The following is an 18,702-nucleotide window of genomic DNA, read 5'->3' on the forward strand; positions in this document are numbered from 1 at the left end:
CCCGCCGCGGTTCCCTGCCCGTGCGCGGGCGGGGAACCGTTGCCCGCCCCCACGGGCCGGAACGGTGCGGCGGTGGCGATCCGGCAGACTGGACCGCGGCCCACGACCCACGTTGAACAGGCGACATGCGAACGATCAGACGCGGCGGCGAACACGAGACCGAGATCAAGAAGTCCCGGTTCATTTGTGCGATGGCACGGGTGGACAGCGAGGACGCCGCCCGTGCGTTCATCGCCGACCGGCGCAAGGAGCACTGGAGCGCCAACCACAACTGCACCGCCTACGTGCTGGGTGACGACGGTTCGGTGCAACGTTCCAGCGACGACGGTGAACCCGGCGGTACCGCGGGAGTGCCGATGCTCGAGGTGCTGCGCCACCGCTCCCTGACCGACGCCGTCGCCGTCGTCACCCGTTACTTCGGAGGGGTCAAGCTCGGCGCGGGCGGGCTGATCCGCGCCTACGGGAACTCCGTCTCGGCCGCTGTCGACGAGTTCGGGGTGCTGGAACGCCGCACTCTGCTGCTGGTGGACGTGTACGCCGACTACGTGCTCGGCGGGCGCTTGGAGAGCGACCTGCGCGACTCCTCCTACACCGTGCGCGAAGTCGCCTACGAAGCGCGTGTACGCATCGAGGTCGCCCTGCCCGAGGACGATCTCGAAGGCTTTGCCGTGTGGTTGGCCGAGATCACCGGGGGAAAGGCCGACCACGAGGTGAAGGGCACCACGGTCGTGGAGGTCGAACCCTAGGGCCGTGCCCCGGATCCTTTGCCGCACAGTGGATCCACGGTGAAGGCGCGGTAACGAGTGGGGACCGGCGTGTGTCCGTCCTCCGCCGAGCGGCTTAGGATTTGGCGTGTTACGTCATCGTTCGTGGGGAGTAGACGTCCATGCGCAGCGCACGCGTGCCCCTCGCCTGTGGCATCGCGATGCTGCTGGTCACCGGCTGCACGGGCGACCCCGAGCCGGCGGAACCGCAGAACGGTGAGGCCGAACCCTCGCCTCCGCCGACCGAGTTCCGGGGCGACCTTCCCCCGGGCCTCGAGGGCGAGGTCCTGCGCCACCTCCACGGCGAGGACGCCGACGTGCACCCCGTGCTCGACGACGGGCAGGGCGTGCGCATCAGCCCCGTCGCGGGCGCGTTCCTCATCAGCTCCGACGGCGAGGACCGCCACCTGCTGCACGACGCTGCGACCGGCGAGACCCTGTGGGAGGGGGAGGCCGGGTTCCGCGGCTTCGCCTCCGACTCCGACGGTGAGCCCGTCCTGCTCATGGCCGACACCGACGACGTGCCCTTCGTGCTCGGACCCGACGGCGAACAGGTGTGGGCCGCGGACGACGCCGACGACGCCTACCTCGACGGACTGGTCGTCGACCGCCCCGACGACTGGTCGGACGAGGAGCCCGGGGGCGCCTTCACCGTCTCCGACACCGACGGTGAGGAGCTGTGGAGCTACGACTTCGAGCCGCCCGAGGACGCGGACGTCGACGGCGAGAACGGCTCCGAGGAGGACGACGGAGGGGACGCTGCGGACGAGGACGGGGATCCGCCCCTCGGTGTTCCGGTCGCCGCCTGGGACGACACCGTGCTGCTGAGCGACGGTGCGACCTCCCTGTACGCGCACTCCCTCGACACGGACGAGACCGGCGAGGAACTGTGGTCGGTCACCGGCCAGGACGAGGAGCTCGGCCTGCCCGACACCGCGGCCGGTGCGGTCCCGCAGATCCTCGGCCGGTACACGCTGCCCGAGGAGGGCGAGGACGCGGATGACGAGGAGGATACCGAGGACGAGGTCGGCGCCGAGGAGACAGGCGACGGGCTGCTCGTTCTCCGGTGGGCCCAGCCCGAGGCGCCCTCCACCCTCTCCGCGCACGACCCCGCCACCGGCGAGACCGTGTGGACCCTGCGGGAACCCGGCACCAACCCGGCCGCGGAACCCTTCGCGTCACCCGGCGCCACCGGCAGTCTCCACGACGAGGAGACCGGAACCCTGTTGCTGCAGCAGGCCAGCGGTGAGGCCTCCCTCATCGCGGTCGACCTCGCCGAGGGCGAGGAGCGCTGGGGGCTGGAGGACGACGACACCGCGATCTCCCCGGCCTTCGCCTTCGGCGGGTTCGTCTACGGTGACCAGCGCGGCGACGACAACGGCAACCCGCAGCTCGTGCTCGACGCCGTCACCATGGACCTCGTCGACGACGAGCTCTCCGCACGGGTGGAGGCCGTGACCGAGACCGGGCACGCGATCCTCGTCCAGGACCGCCAGCGCTTCGTCGTCGGCCCGCCCCCGGAGGACGACGAGGCCGACGGAGGCGACGAGGAGCCTTCCCCCGACGACGACCCGAGCTAGGAAGCCTTTTCGTGGTCACAGATCTCGACCGGACCGGGGCGCCGGTGCACGGAGCCCGCCGGTGACCAGCGAATTCGACACCTACGTCAAGATCTTCGTGGCGGGGGGATCAAAGGAAAACCTCCTCCGAAGGATCTCGAGGGTGTTGTCACCACCGGTAGGTTCTCCGTCGAGGTGCGGGAGAACAAGGACCAAAAATGGAACTCGGACTGTCAGGGCGATTTCCTCTTCTGGCCGCTCCAGATCGAGATGGAATGCTCGGACGGTGTGGCCCTGGACCATTACGTCGCCGTGACCGGGCGGATCCTGGAACGCTTCTGGGACGCCGGCCTCTCCGCCGTGGCAGCGTGCGCCTTCGAGCATCTCCTGCCCTGGAACGGGGGAATCCGGAGCGTCGAAATGCCGACGCCCTGGGTGGAGCATGCGCGGCCGCCCCTGAGGATGCGCTGGGAATGGTTCGACGACCTGGACTTCCTGGGCGAATTCACGGCGAAACTCGAAGGGGAACCGTTCACCGGGAGGCTTATTCATGAGCCCTGTTCACAGCAGGGATCCAGTCATCCCGCGAAAGAGTCAAAGGGGACGATTCGAGCAGGTTTCCGTGTTCTGCCCACACAGCAACGGCTCCTCCGCTGAAATCTGGGGTTGAGAGACCAACCAGACGAAGCAGAAGAGCCGTTGGACCTACAACGTATAACCGGATTGACCAGCGAACAACTCACCGACCTCACCGCCCGCGTCCACCACCGGCTCGGGCTCCTCGCCCAGCCCGGAGTCCGACCGGCGCGCTGGGCCTGTACAGATCGATCGCCCTGTCGTGGCCCTGCACCGCCACAACCTCACCCAGGACCTGGCCGGCGCGATCTTCGACGTCTCCCAGGCCACCGTCAGCCGCCGCTGGGACCTGCTACGCCCTCCCATCGGCGCCGAACTGAGGGCCTTCATCCCCGACCCGGCCGAGATCACCGGCACCTGCACCGTCCTGGTCGACGGCACCCTCGCCCCCACCTGGGACTGGACAACCGCCGAGGGCATGTGCTCGGGCAAGCACGAGACCACCGGGTTCAACCTCCAACTCGCCGCCACACCCGCGGGCGCCTTCGCCGCAGTGGGCCCCACGCCAGTGCCCGGCGCACGCCATGACGCCCACGCCTACTACGCCAGCGGCCTGTACGACTTGGTCATCGACTCAGACAGCACCCTGGGCGACAAGGGCTACCAAGCGCACGCCGACATCAGCCCGACCAAGAAACCCCAGGACGGGGAGCTGACCGAGCAGCAGGAGGCCACCAACGCCGTGATCGACAGTGTGCGGGCCGCAGTCGAGCGAGCTGTCGCCCACCTGAAGACCTGGCGCATGCTCCAGACCCGCTACCGCGCTCCGCTGGCCAAGTTCTCCGAGGCCCTTGCGGTGATCATCGGCCTGTACTTCTACACCCGCTACTTCGAGGCTTATGAATAAGCCTCCGGGTGCAGCGTCGACCACGATCGGGGGCTGGGCTTCGACGTCGTGACCGTAGAGCGCGGGCAGAAGATCGGTGCTGAGTACATTGTCGACGAGTGGACCGGGGTCCTGCGGGAGTTCGAGGCTGTGCACTACGGGAACATCTTCTTCGGCGGTGTACACGGGTGGGACCGCGAGGGCAACCTTCGCGAGGAGACCTTCTACCCGCAACCGGATGCGGCCCGGGTGCGCCGGACGTGGGATGCCGACGGTCGGCTGGTCTCCGAAGGGGCCATACCGTCGCGGGACACCCTGAACGGGTCCTATGCGGCGGTGTTCGGTGACCATGACCCTCCGGAGCACCCTGCCTTCACTCACCTGTGGCGCATCGACCGGGACGAGGCCGAGGAACGCTACGTGTCCGGCGGCAAGCCGTACTGGGGCTTCCTCACCACGGCCGAGGACGGCGGTCGTGGGCGCGTCCGCCTCGTGCTCGACGGCCGCGAGGAGGGCCCGGTGTTGGCCACCTCGCCCGTCTCGCCGAGCATGCGCCCGGAGTCCCACCCCGGCCGGGTGTACTTCTGGTTCGGTCCGGTGGCCACGTACCTCGGGCAGTGGCCGACTCGCCAGAGCAACGGCATGAGCACCAACGCGGCGAGGAGCTGCAGCATGACCGCCAGGCCGAAGGCCGCCTCGTCCCGGGCGAAGACTCCTTCCCACATCGGGGTCGTCGCGAGCGCCAGGAAGGGCAGGAGAAAGGCGAACATGCCCAGTGGCCACGACACGTACGGCCGGTCCTGGACCCAGTTGTTGATCAGGAACCGCCGTGACCGTGCCTCCCGGCGCGGCAGGCTCAGGGGCTCAGCACTCACCCTGTCCTCTTCTGTGCGCTCGGTCCGGATGCGTCCGCCACAGGACATCATGGTGTGCGCACACCAGGGGCCGGTCCACCTGAGCCCGGATTCCCGCCTCGGCGCTACGGATCCCTAGGATTGACCGGTCTCCGGAGCCGCCCCCGGGCCGCGGTCCCGGGGGCGGCTCCACCGCTGCTCGATCCCCATGGAACACCTGATGAACCAACCTGCGCAGAATCCCCAGCAGTCCCAGCCGACCGACAACGGCGTCCGCCACCAGGCCAGTGTCGTCACCAACCCGATCTACCGCCTCGGTGGGCAGATCGTCGCCGCACTGTTCTTCCTGGCCGGCACCTACATCGTGTTCACCGACGACGATGCACCCTGGTGGTTCATGTTCTTCGTCATCTTCGTCTCGGTGATGCTCCTGGGCGTGATGCTGGTCTGCACCGCCGTCGAGGTGAAACTGAAGCGCGGCGTTCTCGAGGTCAGCAACGGGCGCCGCACCTTCAAGATCCCGACCCGCGCGATCGCCTACATCGGCCGTGCCGAGTTCACGCGGCGCGACGTGTGGCGCCTCGGCCAGAACCTCACCAATGGGAAGCGCGGCACCGGCATCGAGATCGTCACCGGCGACCGCAAGTACATCACGGCACGGTGCGACACGATGGACGAGCTCTTCCCCGCGCTGGTCGAGGAGGGCATGGACGCCCGCGCGCTCCAGGTCCCCTTTCCCGTCGACGCCGTGAAGTACAAGCATGCCGACTCGGTACAGCGGGAACAGCGGGAGCAGCGCGGCCAGAACGGCTGAGCCGCGGGGCCGGATCCGGCCACATCCGGGAGCCGGAGCGGCTTCCGGGGGAAGGTTGACGGGGAGCCCGGGGCGGCGGGGGCGTACGATTCGGTCCCCGCCGCCCGGCCCCTCGGTCCGCGTCCCCTACTCCGACGATCCACCGGATCTGTGAGACCCATGAACCCCGTCCACACCTCCGTGCAGATGCCGGCGACGGCCACCGGCCTCACGCCTGCCGACCCAGCCGAGATGGGCCCGTATCGCCTGGTCAACCGGCTGGGTGCGGGAGGCATGGGTGTCGTGTACGGGGCGCAGGCGGGTGACGGGTCGCTGGTCGCGGTCAAGGTGATCCACCCGGAGTACGCCGCGGATCCGGACTTCCGGAGCCGGTTCTCCCGCGAGGTCGAGATGCTCTCGCGGGTGGGCGGCGCGTGCGCTGTGCCGTTGTTGGACTCCGACACCGGGGGCGAGCGCCCGTGGTTGGCCACCCCTCTGGTTCGGGGGATGACCCTGAGCGCCTACCTGCGGGAGAACAAGGGCCCCTTGCAGGAGGACCTCCTGCACGGGGTCGCGGTGGGGATCGCCGAGGCACTGGCGCAGATCCACGCCGCGGGGGTGGTCCACCGGGACCTCAAGCCGGCCAACGTCGTGATGTCGCCCGAAGGACCGCGGGTACTGGACTTCGGTATCGCGCGGGCACTCGACCAGACCGCGCTGACCCGCACGGGTTCCGTTCTGGGGTCGTCGGGGTGGATCAGTCCGGCGCACTACCGGGGCGAGCCGGTGAGCACCGCCGACGACATCTTCGCGTGGGGCGCCCTGGTCACCTACGCCGCCACGGGTCGGCCCCCGTTCGGGCGGGGGGACCCGTCGGCCGTGGCGCACCGGGTGCTGAGCGAGGAACCGGACATGGAGGGGTTCACCGGGCCGCTCGCCGATCTGGCTTCGCGGGCGCTGTCGAAGGACGCGGCTCAGCGGCCCAGCGCGATGGCACTGGTCATCGGCGTGATGCAGGTGGCGAACCTGGCCCGGCCGGCCGGGCCCATCGAGTCGCCGGGCGTCGCGGGCAGTGCGGTGGCCGCCTCGCTGCAGGCCACGTGGCACGGGGTGGAGGTGCCCGAGGAGCGCGAGGTAACGGTGGCGCCGAGCCCCCGGAATGTGTCCCGTGGGCGGCGCCGGGCGGTGGTGTCGGCCGCCGCGGCGGCGGTGCTGGTGGTGGCGGGCGTGCTGGGTGCGAGTCTGCTGTCCGACGGCGGCGGTGCCCCGCCGATCGCGTGGTTCGGCGGAGGGGGAGAGGACTCCGAACCGGTCACCACCGTCGCGACCGTCGGCGCGGGTGTGGACGCGGACGGATCGCCGCCGGACGGCACCCACGTGGTCGCGTTCCGGCCGGCCGACGGGGAGGGCAAGTTCGGTGTGGCCGACGACGCGACCGTGCTGTGCGCGTGGAGTTTCTGCCAGGAGGAGGGCGGCAGCATCGGCAACGGCGACGCGGGAACGGTGCCCTCCGACCCGGCGGCGCTGACCGAGCACGTCAACACCGGGACGCGCACCATCTCCGCCGAGGTCACCTACACCGAGCAGGCCGACGGGACCGCGAGCATCTCCGAGATCGTCGAGCACCATGAGACCAGCGGTACCGGAACCCCGCCCTGGGAGGAACAGTGAACCGTCGTGTGCGCAGGCCCTTCGCCCGGTGGTCCGGAGCCGGTATCGCCCTGGCCGCGGTGACCGCTGTGGTCGGCGCGGCCCCGTCCCCCGACGCCCCTTCCCCGCAGGACCAGGCCCCGGTCCCGTACAACGGGGTCTGCGGGGACGGCTACGGCGTGGTGAACAGCGCCGCGGTCCCGGGTGGAACCGTGTACCTCACCTACAACAACGACAACGGGGAGAACTGCGTGGTCGTGATCCGGGAGGACGTGGGCGAGGAGATGGCCATGGACGCCGTGCTCAAGGTGGGATCGCAGACCGAGTGGGAGCGCGACCCGGGGCAGTGGACGACCTACGCGGGGCCGGTGTACCTGGAGGCCGCGGGGGAGTGCGTCGACTGGGGCGGCGTGATCGGCGACGACTGGGTCGTGCGCAACGGCACCAACTGCGGCGAGTGAGCCCGGGGCGGCACCCGTCCCACGCAACCTCCGGCGACCTCCGCAACACACCGCTACAGGACTGCAACAGCAACGGCCCCGCCGCGGTGGCAGGGCCGTTGCTGTTGAAACCGGGGTCAGTGGTCGCGCGTGGCGGTCACGGTCCCGTACACGGTCACGTCGACGGTGTAGTCGAGAGTCTCGCCGTCGTCGTCACGCGCCTCGCACCGGGCGACGTCGTCGGTGTCCAGCGGCGTGCGCACGACCTCGTCCATGTCGCAGCGCACCTCCTCGGCCTCGGAGGAGTAGCGGACGGCGTCCTCGGCGGCCTCACGCGCCAGCGGGCCCTCGGGCATCTCCGCCTCGTAGTTGATCATGAAGCCGTCACTGCCCTCCATGGTGACCTCGTAGTCGTAGTCCTCACCGAAGTAGGTGACGGTGCAGGTGACCTGCTCGCCCTCGTCGTTCTCGATGTCGGGGCACTGCCAGTCGGCGTCCTCGTCGACCACCACGGCCATTTCGGCGACGTCCGTGAAGGCCTCCCACGCGATCTGGTCGGAGAGCTCGTCCTCGCCGTCGGGCTCCTCGTCGGGCAGCTCGTCCTCGTCGAGGCGGGGCGGGTCCGTCGGGACCTCGGCGGTGTTCCACCCGTCGCCGCCGGAGTCGGCGTCGGTGTCCTCGTCCTCCTCGGCCGCGGCCTCCTCGGCGGCGCCGTCGTCGGGCTCGGCGGACTCGTCGGTGCCGCAGGCAGCCAGGGCCAGGGCGGAACCGGCGGCGGCCAGCCCGAGGGCGAGACGATGTCGGCGTGCGGACTGAATCATGGGGGACCTCTCGTTGTCTGGTGAAGGGGATGGAGAACGGCCGGGGGCGACCGTGGTGGGTGCGGTGGCCGGTGTGCGGCCGACCCGATGACCGGGTCACGGGTTCTGCCGCACGACCCAGATTAGTTTCCGGGCCTCACCGGGGCGTTACGCAGGGTGCGTGCGCCCCGGTTCGGCGGCGGGGCCGCCGAACCGGGATACGGCCGGTGCTCAGCCGTAGTCCGGGGCGACGACGATCCCGCCGGACATGTGCGGAGCGACCACCCACTCCTCGGCCTCGTCATCGACCAGGGCATGGCAGTCGATGCCGAGTTCGTCGCGCTCGTCCTGGGGGACGCGCTCCAACTCCCGCATGTCGCAGTGCACGTCCTCGATCTCGGCCTGGTGGCGGATCGAGTCCTCCACGTGCTCGCGCACCACAGGCATCTCCGACAGGCCGCTCTCGTACTGGGTCGTGAAGTCCCCGATCTCGCCGAGGACCACGTCGTAGTCGAAGTCCTCGCCCAGGAACGTGACGGTGCAGGTGAACTCCTCACCTTCTTCGTGCTGGAAGTCCGGGCACTCCGATGCGGCCTCCGGATCCACGACGCCGGCCATGCGGGTGAGTTCCTCGGTCGCCCGTGCACCGAGGGACGCGGCGAGGTCGTCGTCGCTCTCGGGCAGGAGCTCCCGGAGCTCTTCTCCGGGCACACCGGGTTCTTCGGCGGGGATCTCGGCGTTGCGCCAGTCGATCGAGTCGACGCTCGCCTCCTGCTGTTCCTCTTCGGAGGCGGCGCCGTTCTCGTCGTGGGATTCGTCGGTGCCGCAGGCGGCCAGTGCCAGGGCGGTCCCGACGGCCGCCAGGGCCAGGGGAAGGCGGTGACGGTGTTCGGGGGTCGGCATGCTCGTGTTCGTCTCTCGGTCGCGGGGTGTTCCGGGGGGCGGGCCGAGAGAGGCAGCGGGGGCGGCCTCGTCGTGCCCGCGGCGTGGTGTGGGACCCCCGAACGCGGGGTTCGGTTGACGCGAAGCGGTATGACGCACCCCACTTCTCGGGGCGTCCGCAGGGCGGTCACACGCGGGTCCCGTGGCGCACCGGTGGCCTGCGGATCGATGTCAGCACTGACCCCGCGGTCCCGAAACCGAATGTGATTCTCTACCATCCGGAGTATGGACCTCCCTGAGAGCGGGGCAGCCGCAGCGGGCGCCCCCAACCTGGCCGAAGGGTTCCCCGAAGCCACGACCGCGCAGTGGCGGGAACTCGTCGCGGGTGTGCTGCGCAAGAGCGGTGTGGACGAGGAACGGCTCGCCGACGCGCCGGAGGCGGTGCTGGCCGCCACCTCCTACGACGGGTTCGGGATCGACCCCCTCTACACCTCGCAGCCGCCCGCTGCCGATCCCGGTTTCCCGGGCACCGCCCCCTTCACTCGGGGGTACCGTGCCGGCGGGAACGTCACCACCGGCTGGGACGTGCGCGCTCGCCACGCCGACGCGGACCCGGCGGCCCTGCGCCGTCGCGTGCTCGCCGACCTCATGAACGGCGCCGGGTCTCTGTGGATCTCAGTGGGAGGCCAGGGGCTGCCCGCCGACCGCCTCGGCGAGGCCCTCACCGACGTCCACCTCGACCTCGCGCCGGTGCTGTTGTCCGCCGGACACGAGTACGCCGAGGCCGCCGACGTCCTGCTCACCGCGCACGCCGACGCCGAGGTCCCCGACGGGCGCGTCATCTCCCACCTGGGCATCGACCCGCTGGGCACCGCGGCACGCACCGGTGAGGCCTGCGACGTGGAAGAACCGGTGCGCTTCGCCGTCGACCGCGCGCGAGAGCGCCCCCATCTGGGCCTCCTCGTCGCCGACGGCACCCCCGTGCACGGCGCCGGGGGATCGGACGCCCAGGAACTCGGGTGGGCGATCGCCGCCGGAACCGCCTACCTGCGTGCCCTGCACGAGGCCGGGGTCGGCCCCGAGGACGCCGCGGGCCGCATCGAGTTCCGACTCGCCGTGGGCGCCGACCAGTTCGCCGGCATCGCCAAGCTCCGCGCAGCCCGTGCCATGTGGAACCAGGTCCTGGCCGCCGGCGGGCTCGACCCGCGCCACCGCACCATGCGCGTCCACGCCACCACGTCCGAGGCGATGATGACCCGCCGCGACCCGCACGTGAACATGCTGCGCACCACCGTGGCCTGCTTCGCCGCCGGGATCGGGGGAGCCGACGCCGTCACCGTGGAACCCTTCGACTCCGCCGTCGGCCTGCCCGACGACTTCGCCCGCCGCATCGCCCGCAACACCCAGGCGATCCTCCAGGAGGAATCGAACCTGGCGCGCGTCATCGACCCGGCCGGCGGCTCCTTCTTCGCCGAGGCGCTCACCAAGGACCTCTACGAGGCGGCCTGGGCGTTCCTGCGCCGCATCGAGGCAGCCGGGGGCGCCGCCCGCGCCCTCGACGAGGGTGTGCTGCGCGCGGGGGTCGAGGACGTGTGGCAGCGCCGCAGGGACGACATCGCCCACCGCCGCGCCCCGCTCACCGGCGTCAGCGAGTTCCCCGATGCCGCCGAGACCCCGCTGGAACGCCCCACCGACCCGTCCCGCACACCCGAGCCGGGAGGTCTCCCCGAGCGCCGCTACGCCCAGGAGTTCGAATCGTTGCGCGACCGCTCGGACACCCAGGAACGCACGACCGGGCAGCGGCCCTCTGCCTTCCTGGCCACGCTCGGCCCGGTCGCCGCGCACACCGCCCGTGCCTCGTTCGCCACGAACCTGCTGGCCGCCGGAGGAGTGGCCGCGATCGATCCCGGTCCGCTGGAGGGGGCGGAGACCGCTGCACACGCCTTCGCCGAGTCGGGGGCGCGCATCGCGGTCCTGTGCGGTTCCGACGATCTCTACGACGAGCACGCCGAGGACACCGCCCGGGCACTCAAGGGCGCCGGGGCGCGCCGGGTGCTGCTCGCCGGAAAACCCCGTGACGTGTACCGCCAGGCGGGGGTGGACGGTTTCGCCCATCAGGGCTGCGACGCCGTGGAACTCCTGACCGACATCGTGGACCTGCTGCACACCGACCCGCCGGCACAGCCCGTGCGTGAACAGGGGGAGAAGGCATGATCCCGGACCTGTCCCAGGTGGCCGCGGAGCCGCCGGAGTCCTCCGGTTCCGCCGCGAGCACCGCCGACTGGAAGACCGCTGTCGAGGCCGGCACCGGCAAGGCCCCCGATGCCCTCGAATGGGAGACCCCCGAGGGAATCGGTGTCAAACCCCTCTACACGCCCGCCGACCGCGAGGGCCTGGACTTCGTGGACGGCCTGCCGGGTATCGCCCCGTACCTGCGGGGTCCGTACCCGACCATGTACGTCAACCAGCCGTGGACAGTCCGCCAGTACGCCGGGTTCTCCACCGCGCAGGAGTCCAACGCCTTCTACCGGCGCAACCTCGCCGCCGGTCAGAAGGGCCTGTCGGTCGCCTTCGACCTGGCCACACACCGCGGTTACGACTCCGACCACCCGCGGGTGTCCGGCGACGTCGGCATGGCGGGCGTGGCCATCGACTCCATCTACGACATGCGCCAGCTGTTCGACGGGATCCCGTTGGACCGCATGAGCGTGTCCATGACCATGAACGGCGCGGTGCTGCCGGTCCTGGCGCTCTACATCGTCGCCGCCGAGGAGCAGGGTGTTCCCCCCGAGAAGCTGTCGGGGACCATCCAGAACGACATCCTCAAGGAGTTCATGGTCCGTAACACCTACATCTATCCGCCGCAGCCGTCGATGCGGATCATCTCCGACATCTTCGCCTACACCTCGCAGCGGATGCCGCGGTTCAACTCCATCTCGATCTCCGGCTACCACATGCAGGAGGCCGGGGCCACAGCCGACCTAGAGCTCGCCTACACCCTTGCCGACGGGGTCGAGTACATCCGCGCCGGGCAGAGCTCGGGCCTGGACGTGGACGTGTTCGCGCCGCGTCTGTCGTTCTTCTGGGCGATCGGCATGAACTTCTTCATGGAGGTCGCCAAGCTGCGTGCCGCCCGCCTGCTGTGGGCGCGACTCGTGCGCGACCTTGGCGGCAGCAAACCGAAGTCGTTGAGCCTGCGCACCCACTCGCAGACCTCCGGGTGGTCGCTGACCGCGCAGGACGTGTTCAACAACGTGACCCGTACGTGTGTGGAGGCGATGGCGGCGACGCAGGGGCACACCCAGTCGCTGCACACCAACGCCCTCGACGAGGCGCTGGCCCTGCCCACGGACTTCTCCGCACGCATCGCCCGCAACACCCAGCTCCTGCTGCAGCAGGAATCGGGCACCACCCGCACGGTCGACCCGTGGGGCGGTAGTTACTACGTCGAGCGCCTCACCCAGGAGCTGGCCGCCAAGGCCTGGGAGCACATCCAGGAGGTCGAGAAGGCCGGGGGTATGGCCGCCGCGATCGACGCGGGCCTGCCGAAGATGCGCATCGAGGAAGCGGCCGCCCGCACCCAGGCGCGCATCGACTCCGGACGCCAGCCCGTGATCGGCGTCAACAAGTACCTTCCCGACACCCCCGACGACATCGAGGTGCTCAAGGTAGACAACTCGCGGGTGCGCGCCGAACAGCTCGAGAAGCTGGAACGCCTGCGCGCCGAACGCGACGAGAACGCCGTGACCGCCGCCCTGAACGCGCTGTCCGAGGCGGCCTCGCGCGAGTCGAAGGCCGACGAGAGCCTGGAGTCCAACCTGCTCGCCGCTGCCGTGGACGCCGCGCGCGCCAAGGCCACGGTCGGCGAGATCTCCGATGCCATGGAGAAGGTCTTCGGCCGCCACTCGGGACAGATCCGTACCATCCAGGGTGTGTACAAGGACGAGGCCGCGCAGAGCAGCGACACCGCAGGGCTCATGGACCGGGTCACGCAGCGGGTCGCGGACTTCGCCGACGCCGAGGGACGGCGCCCCCGCATCCTGGTCGCCAAGATGGGCCAGGACGGGCACGACCGCGGGCAGAAGGTCATCGCGACCGCCTTCGCCGACCTGGGTTTCGACGTCGATGTGGGACCCCTGTTCCAGACCCCGCAGGAGGTGGCCACCCAGGCGGTGGAGTCCGATGTCCACGTGATCGGGGCTTCGTCCCTGGCCGCGGGGCACCTGACCCTGGTTCCGGCCCTGCGCGAGGAGCTGGCGAAGCTGGACCGGCCCGACATCATGGTCGTGGTGGGCGGCGTGATCCCGCCCGACGACGTCGAGGCCCTGCACGAGGCCGGAGCCGCGGCGGTGTTCCCGCCAGGGACCGTCATCGCCGAGGCCGCGATCGACCTCCTCGACCAGCTGGACCAGCAGGCCGAGGAGCAGGCCTGAACACCCCGGGGCCGAAGGCCGGGGGTCCGGGCGGGGGTCCGCCGGCCGCGAGCGACAGGGAAGGGGAGTGAGCATGGCCGCCTCCACGCCGAACACACCGCGACGGCGCCGTGCCGTGGACGTGCCTGCACTGGCCGAGGGTGTGCTGTCCGGGCACCGGCCGACGCTGGCCAGGGCCATCACCCTGGTCGAATCGCGCCGCCCCGACCACACCCGGGCCGCCCAGGACTTGCTCGTGCGGTTGCTGCCGCACACGGGCAAGGCGCAGCGAGTGGGTATCACCGGGGTGCCCGGGGTCGGCAAGTCCACGTTCATCGACGCGTTCGGCTCGATGCTCACCGCGGACGGCCACCGGGTCGCGGTGCTCGCTGTGGACCCCTCGTCCAGCCGCACCGGCGGGAGCATCCTCGGCGACAAGACCCGGATGGAGCGCCTGGCCACCGATCCCCACGCATTCATCCGGCCCTCGCCCACCGCGGGCACCCTCGGCGGTGTGGCACGCGCGACCCGGGAGACGATGCTGCTCATGGAGGCGGCAGGGTTCGACGTGGTGCTGGTGGAGACGGTCGGCGTCGGTCAGTCGGAGATCACCGTCGCCGACATGGTGGACTGCTTCGTCTTCCTCACCCTCGCCCGCACCGGCGACCAGCTCCAGGGGATCAAGAAGGGGGTCCTGGAACTGGTGGATGTTGTGGCGGTCAACAAGGCCGACGGCCCGCACGCCGACGACGCCCGCAAGGCCGCCCGGGAGCTCTCCCGTGCGTTGCGGTTGCTGCAGCCGTTGCACCCGGACTGNNNCGAGCGGGTGTGGTCGACCGTGGAGGAGCACCGCGACGTGCTGTCGGCCTCGGGCGAGCTGGACCGGCGGCGCAGCAGCCAGCGGGTGAGCTGGATGTGGGACCAGGTTCGCGACCAGCTCATGGACGGTTTCCTGCGCGACCCCGACGTGAGTGCCCTCATCCCCGGGGCGGAGGACGAGGTGCGTTCGGGCGAGACGACCGCCACGCTCGCCGCCCGCCGGCTGCTCGAAGCCTTCACTCAACGTGACGGTGCACAGGGGTCGGGGACCGCTGGGGGCGGGGCCGGTACAGGACAGGTCGAAGCGGGCTGAAATACTGTCCGGTATCCGCGAGGGCGGGCGTCATGTCGTGAAATGACCCACGGTGAGCAGGCGATACCGGACCCCTCGGTCGGGGGTTCGTGCCCAGGAGGCGAAAAATTCTTCCGGGACACCATTCCCGAAGCGGCGGTTCGCTTATACCGTGAGTGTCCGACGACCTACCAGATCGAGCGGGCACGCCGAGCGCTTCCCCGCACCGGGGCCGACGAGGCGGGAGTGGAATCCGGTCCCGGTGGGCGTGGTCGCCCGGTCTGCATAGGGTGAAGCAAGGGACCCCTCAACATCGCCACGTGGGGCCGGGAGGAGTGAACGTGCACAGGCTCGGACTGAGCACGCGGGTGGAGAGCCGCAGCGTGATCGTCGCGATCGAGGGAGAGCTCGACATCGCGACCGCCGACGACCTCCGGGAACACGTCCAGCAGGCCATGGACGCGCACGGGCCATGGCTGATCCTGGACCTGTCCGCGCTGGACTTCATGGACTCCAGCGGACTCAACGTCATCATCAGCACCTACCGTTCGGTGCGCGAGGCCGGCGGAGCCCTGTCGCTGGCCGCACTCAACGAACGGGTCACCAAGGTCGTGCGCCTGGTCGGGCTGCACCGGCAGGTGCCCGTCCACCAGAACGTCGCCACCGCCGTCAGCGCCATGGACGCGTTGGAGGCCAAGAGCCAGGCCGGATGAGCAACGGGCCTCCCCGTTCCGCCCGGGCCGACCCCCTCGCCTGGGACCACAACAGCCACTACCACGGCCACCTGATCCGCAGACTCCCCGAGCACGCCGTCCGCGTGCTCGACGTCGGCTGCGGTGAGGGGCGCCTGGCCCGCACTCTCGCCGTCCGCGGACTGCGGGTGGACGCCCTCGACGCCGATCCCGACGCCATCGCCCGCGCCCGCGCCCTGACCCCCGCGCGCCTGGGCGTGGGCTACCGTGCGGTTCCCCTCGAGGAGGCCGACACCGGGTATCGCGCCTACGATGCCGTCACCGCCGTGGCCGTGCTCCACCACATGCCTCTGGGCCCTGCCCTCGACCGACTCGCCGACGCGGTCGCACCGGGCGGGACCCTCGCCGTCCTTGGCCTGTACCGGGAGGCCCACCCCGCGGACTTCGCCGCGACGGGCGCCGCCCTGCTCCCGCAGTGGTTCATGGGGGCCACCCTGCGTCTGGTCGGTTCGCCGTCCCGACTGCCCGGCCCGCCCGGCGTGCCCGAGGCGCCCATGCGAGTGTGCGACCCGGTGCTGACGCTGCCGGAGGTCCGTGCCGAGGCCGCCCGCCGCCTGCCCGGGGCGCAGGTCCGGCGCCTGCTGTTCTGGCGCTACAGCCTCGTGTGGACCCGCCCCGCCTGAGCCGGCCGCCCGGACGCGCCCGGGCCGAGGGCTGGGCATCGCGGACGTCGCCGAGGATCATGGGGGCATGAGCGAGTACGTCGTCGCCCTGGACGAAATCACCCCTGGGATGCGGGGCCTGGTCGGAGGCAAGGCCGCCGGGCTCGCCGAGGTCCTGCGCGCCGGCGAGAACGTGCCCCCGGGCTTCTGTGTGACCACCGCGGCCCACCACGCACGCGAGATCCCCGAGGATGCCGTGGCGGCCGCCTACGAACAGCTCGGCGGCGGGCCGGTCGCGGTGCGTTCCAGCGCCACCGCCGAGGACCTGCCCGACGCCTCGTTCGCCGGGCAACAGGACACCTACCTCGATGTCGAGGGCACCGAAGGCATCGTGCGTGCGATCCGGCGCTGCTGGGACTCCCTGTGGACCGAACGCGCGGTCTCCTACCGCCGCGACTTCGACATCCCCGACGACTCCGTGCGCATGGCCGTGGTCGTCCAGTGCATGCTCGAACCCGGCACGGCCGGTGTCCTGTTCACCGCCGACCCCGTCACCGGGACCCGGGACACCACTGTCGTCGACGCCGTACCGGGCCGGGGAACCGGCGTCGTCGACGGCACCGCTCAGCCCGACCACTACGTGCGCGCGCCCGACGGCAGTACCACCGGCCCCGACGACGGCTGCCTCACCCGTGCCGAGGTCGAGTCCCTGCACGAGGCCGGACAACGACTGCAGGAGGCCCAGAACGGGCCGCGCGACATCGAGTGGGCCCTGGGTCCGGACGGAACGCGGTGGATCCTGCAGTCCCGTGCCGTCACCACGCTCTTCCCGATCCCGCCACGGCCCGACGACGGGGCCCGCGTGTACTTCGAGGGCGGCCACATGCAGGGCATGCTCCGGCCCTTCACCCCGATGGGCATGTCCGTACTCAGGTCGGTCGGTGGACGCTGGGCCGCCACCGTCGGACTCGGTGACGGCAGCACCGAGGACGCCCCCTCCCTTTTCCTCGACATCGGGGGACGCATCTACCTCGACGTGACCCGCCTGGTGCGCACGCGCTGGATCCGTGATTCCCTGCCCGCTTCCATGGAGCTGTACGGACCCAGGGCCGGGCGCGCGTTCGAACGCCTGCTGTCCGACCCGCGGTTCTCGCCCCTGCCCTTGCGTCTGTCCCCGACCACCGTGGCGCGGGTGGCCGTGCGCAGCCTCCCGCGCGTGGCCGGGATCGTGCGCGGCGCAGTGGCCTCCCTCGTCGACCCCGACGGGGCCCGTCAGCACCTTCTGCAGGTGGGGGAGGAACTGCGGGCCGAGACCGTGCGCGATCCGTCCGAGCCTGGGGACGCGCCGGCCCGCCTCGACCGTGCCGAGGCTCTCCAACACCGGGCGCTGGCCAGGCTCATCCGGATGCTCGGCCCTGTCTACACCGCCCTGGCCGTCGCGCAGCTGCCCCGAACAGTGCTCGCCGGGATCGCCGAGGAGGGCGAGGTCGAGGCGGTCCTGCGCGGCATGCCGCACAACGTCACCACCCAGATGGACCTCGACCTGTGGCGGGTGTCGCGGCGCGCGGCCGATCACAGCGACCTCTTCCTCGGGTACGACGCCGACGAGCTCGCCGCCTGGTATCACGAGGGCCGCTTGCCCGACATCGGCCTCGAAGGCTTCCTCGAGCGTTATGGGCAGCGCAGCGCCGCCGAGGTCGACGTCGGTGTGCCCCGGTGGGCCGAGGACCCGGCACCGGTGTTCGGGCTCCTGGCCAACTACCTGCGGGTCACCGACTCCGACGAGGCACCGGACCGGCGATTCGAGCGCGCCGCCCACGAGGCCGAGCGCACCCGCGCCGAGCTCGTGGCCCGCGCCCGCCGGAGTTCCCCGTGGCGCGGGGCGGTCGCCGACTTCCTGTTCGACCGGTCCCGGAGAATCGGCGGCCTGCGCGAGTACCCGAAGTTCGTGTGGCTTTACGCGATCGGTGAGACCCGCAGGGAGCTGCTGCGGGTCGGCGCCGACCTGGTCGAGCGCGGAAGGCTCGAAGGTGCAGAGGACATCATGTTCCTCGAGCTCGCGGAGGCCGGGCGAGCGGTCCGGGGGGAGGACCTGCGGGAGACGGTGGCTCGGCGCCGTGCCGAGTACCGCCGCGAACTGCGGCGCCGCCACATCCCCCCGCTGCTGTTGTCCGACGGGACCGACCTGGAAGCCGCGCTGCCGCAGCCCGAGGCGGAGGACGGGCTACTGCTCGGCGTACCCGCGGCGCCCGGAACCGCGACCGGGCGCGTGCGTGTGATCCACGATCCGCTGGGCGCCACCCTCGACCCGGGCGACGTGCTGGTCGCGCCCACCACCGATCCCGGGTGGACGCCGCTGTTCATGACCGCGTCGGCGCTCGTGGTCGAGACCGGATCGACCGTCGCGCACGGTCCCACGGTCGCTCGCGAGTACGGGATCCCCGCCGTCATCTCGTTGCGCGGGGCCACCGAGACCCTGAGCGACGGGCAGACGGTGACGGTGGACGGCTACGCCGGCACAGTCCGGCCCCACGACGAGGACCTGCCCCGCTCCTGACGGCTCCTGGCGTGTTGCTCAGCGGGTGCCGAGAGGTGCTCCAGGCCGGGGTGGTAGTCGCTCA

At 71.0% G+C, this 18,702-nt stretch carries 16 protein-coding genes; 14 read left to right on the forward strand and 2 right to left on the reverse strand.

Annotation, left to right across the window (positions count from 1 at the left end):
* Positions 1-125 precede the first annotated feature (125 nt).
* The 8 genes from D474_RS0107725 (at position 126) to D474_RS0107760 (ending at position 7,543) form a co-directional block, all read left to right on the forward strand.
* On the forward strand, positions 126-746 hold the full coding sequence (locus D474_RS0107725; RefSeq protein ID WP_017613012.1) for a YigZ family protein: 621 nt from the start codon (positions 126-128) through the stop codon (positions 744-746).
* 140 nt (positions 747-886) lie between these two features.
* Positions 887-2,344 carry an outer membrane protein assembly factor BamB family protein gene (locus D474_RS0107730; protein ID WP_017613013.1) on the forward strand — a complete coding sequence of 486 codons (1,458 nt, stop codon included), beginning with the start codon at positions 887-889 and terminating at the stop codon, positions 2,342-2,344.
* A 174-nt stretch (positions 2,345-2,518) separates the two neighbouring features.
* Positions 2,519-2,980, forward strand: a complete 462-nt coding sequence (locus tag D474_RS0107735; protein ID WP_017613014.1) for a hypothetical protein — start codon at positions 2,519-2,521, stop codon at positions 2,978-2,980.
* Between the two features lie 181 nt (positions 2,981-3,161).
* Complete coding sequence (locus D474_RS0107740; RefSeq protein WP_017613015.1) at positions 3,162-3,806, forward strand: transposase family protein; 645 nt, start codon at positions 3,162-3,164, stop codon at positions 3,804-3,806.
* Positions 3,807-3,854: 48 nt separating this feature from the next.
* Positions 3,855-4,778: a hypothetical protein gene (locus D474_RS0107745; RefSeq protein ID WP_017613016.1), complete on the forward strand. Its 924-nt coding sequence runs from the start codon at positions 3,855-3,857 to the stop codon at positions 4,776-4,778.
* A gap of 81 nt (positions 4,779-4,859) precedes the next feature.
* A complete protein-coding gene (locus D474_RS0107750) occupies positions 4,860-5,453 on the forward strand; it encodes a hypothetical protein (RefSeq protein ID WP_239647016.1) in 594 nt (197 codons plus the stop codon).
* Positions 5,454-5,612: 159 nt separating this feature from the next.
* Complete coding sequence (locus D474_RS27945) at positions 5,613-7,103, forward strand: serine/threonine-protein kinase (RefSeq protein ID WP_026118263.1); 1,491 nt, start codon at positions 5,613-5,615, stop codon at positions 7,101-7,103.
* Positions 7,100-7,543, forward strand: coding sequence for a hypothetical protein (locus tag D474_RS0107760; protein ID WP_017613018.1), 444 nt, complete (start codon positions 7,100-7,102; stop codon positions 7,541-7,543). The genes D474_RS27945 and D474_RS0107760 overlap by 4 nt, the downstream gene beginning before the upstream one ends.
* 116 nt (positions 7,544-7,659) lie before the next feature.
* On the opposite strand, the gene D474_RS0107765 is transcribed toward D474_RS0107760, so the two are convergent.
* Entirely contained in the window at positions 7,660-8,343 is a 684-nt protein-coding gene (locus D474_RS0107765; protein WP_017613019.1) for a hypothetical protein, read from the reverse strand.
* Positions 8,344-8,553: 210 nt separating this feature from the next.
* Positions 8,554-9,225, reverse strand: coding sequence for a hypothetical protein (locus tag D474_RS27950; protein ID WP_017613020.1), 672 nt, complete (start codon positions 9,223-9,225; stop codon positions 8,554-8,556).
* A 264-nt stretch (positions 9,226-9,489) separates the two neighbouring features.
* On the opposite strand from D474_RS27950, the gene D474_RS0107775 reads away from it, so the two are divergent.
* From D474_RS0107775 to D474_RS0107800, 6 genes are all read left to right on the forward strand, one after another.
* Positions 9,490-11,418 (forward strand): methylmalonyl-CoA mutase subunit beta, encoded by a 1,929-nt coding sequence (locus tag D474_RS0107775; protein ID WP_017613021.1) that lies wholly within the window; start codon positions 9,490-9,492, stop codon positions 11,416-11,418.
* On the forward strand, positions 11,415-13,637 hold the full coding sequence (gene scpA, locus D474_RS0107780; protein ID WP_017613022.1) for a methylmalonyl-CoA mutase: 2,223 nt from the start codon (positions 11,415-11,417) through the stop codon (positions 13,635-13,637). The genes D474_RS0107775 and scpA overlap by 4 nt, the downstream gene beginning before the upstream one ends.
* 73 nt (positions 13,638-13,710) lie before the next feature.
* A complete protein-coding gene (meaB, locus tag D474_RS0107785; protein WP_040703143.1) occupies positions 13,711-14,748 on the forward strand; it encodes a methylmalonyl Co-A mutase-associated GTPase MeaB in 1,038 nt (345 codons plus the stop codon).
* A 320-nt stretch (positions 14,749-15,068) separates the two neighbouring features.
* Positions 15,069-15,440, forward strand: a complete 372-nt coding sequence (locus tag D474_RS0107790; protein WP_040703144.1) for an STAS domain-containing protein — start codon at positions 15,069-15,071, stop codon at positions 15,438-15,440.
* Positions 15,437-16,102, forward strand: coding sequence for a class I SAM-dependent methyltransferase (locus D474_RS0107795; RefSeq protein WP_017613025.1), 666 nt, complete (start codon positions 15,437-15,439; stop codon positions 16,100-16,102). The genes D474_RS0107790 and D474_RS0107795 overlap by 4 nt, the downstream gene beginning before the upstream one ends.
* Positions 16,103-16,169: 67 nt before the next feature.
* On the forward strand, positions 16,170-18,638 hold the full coding sequence (locus D474_RS0107800; protein WP_017613026.1) for a PEP/pyruvate-binding domain-containing protein: 2,469 nt from the start codon (positions 16,170-16,172) through the stop codon (positions 18,636-18,638).
* The last annotated feature ends 64 nt before the right edge of the window (positions 18,639-18,702 follow it).

Origin of the sequence: Nocardiopsis salina YIM 90010 (assembly GCF_000341025.1) — a bacterium.
In the GTDB taxonomy this organism is placed as follows: Bacteria; Actinomycetota; Actinomycetes; order Streptosporangiales; family Streptosporangiaceae; genus Nocardiopsis; species Nocardiopsis salina.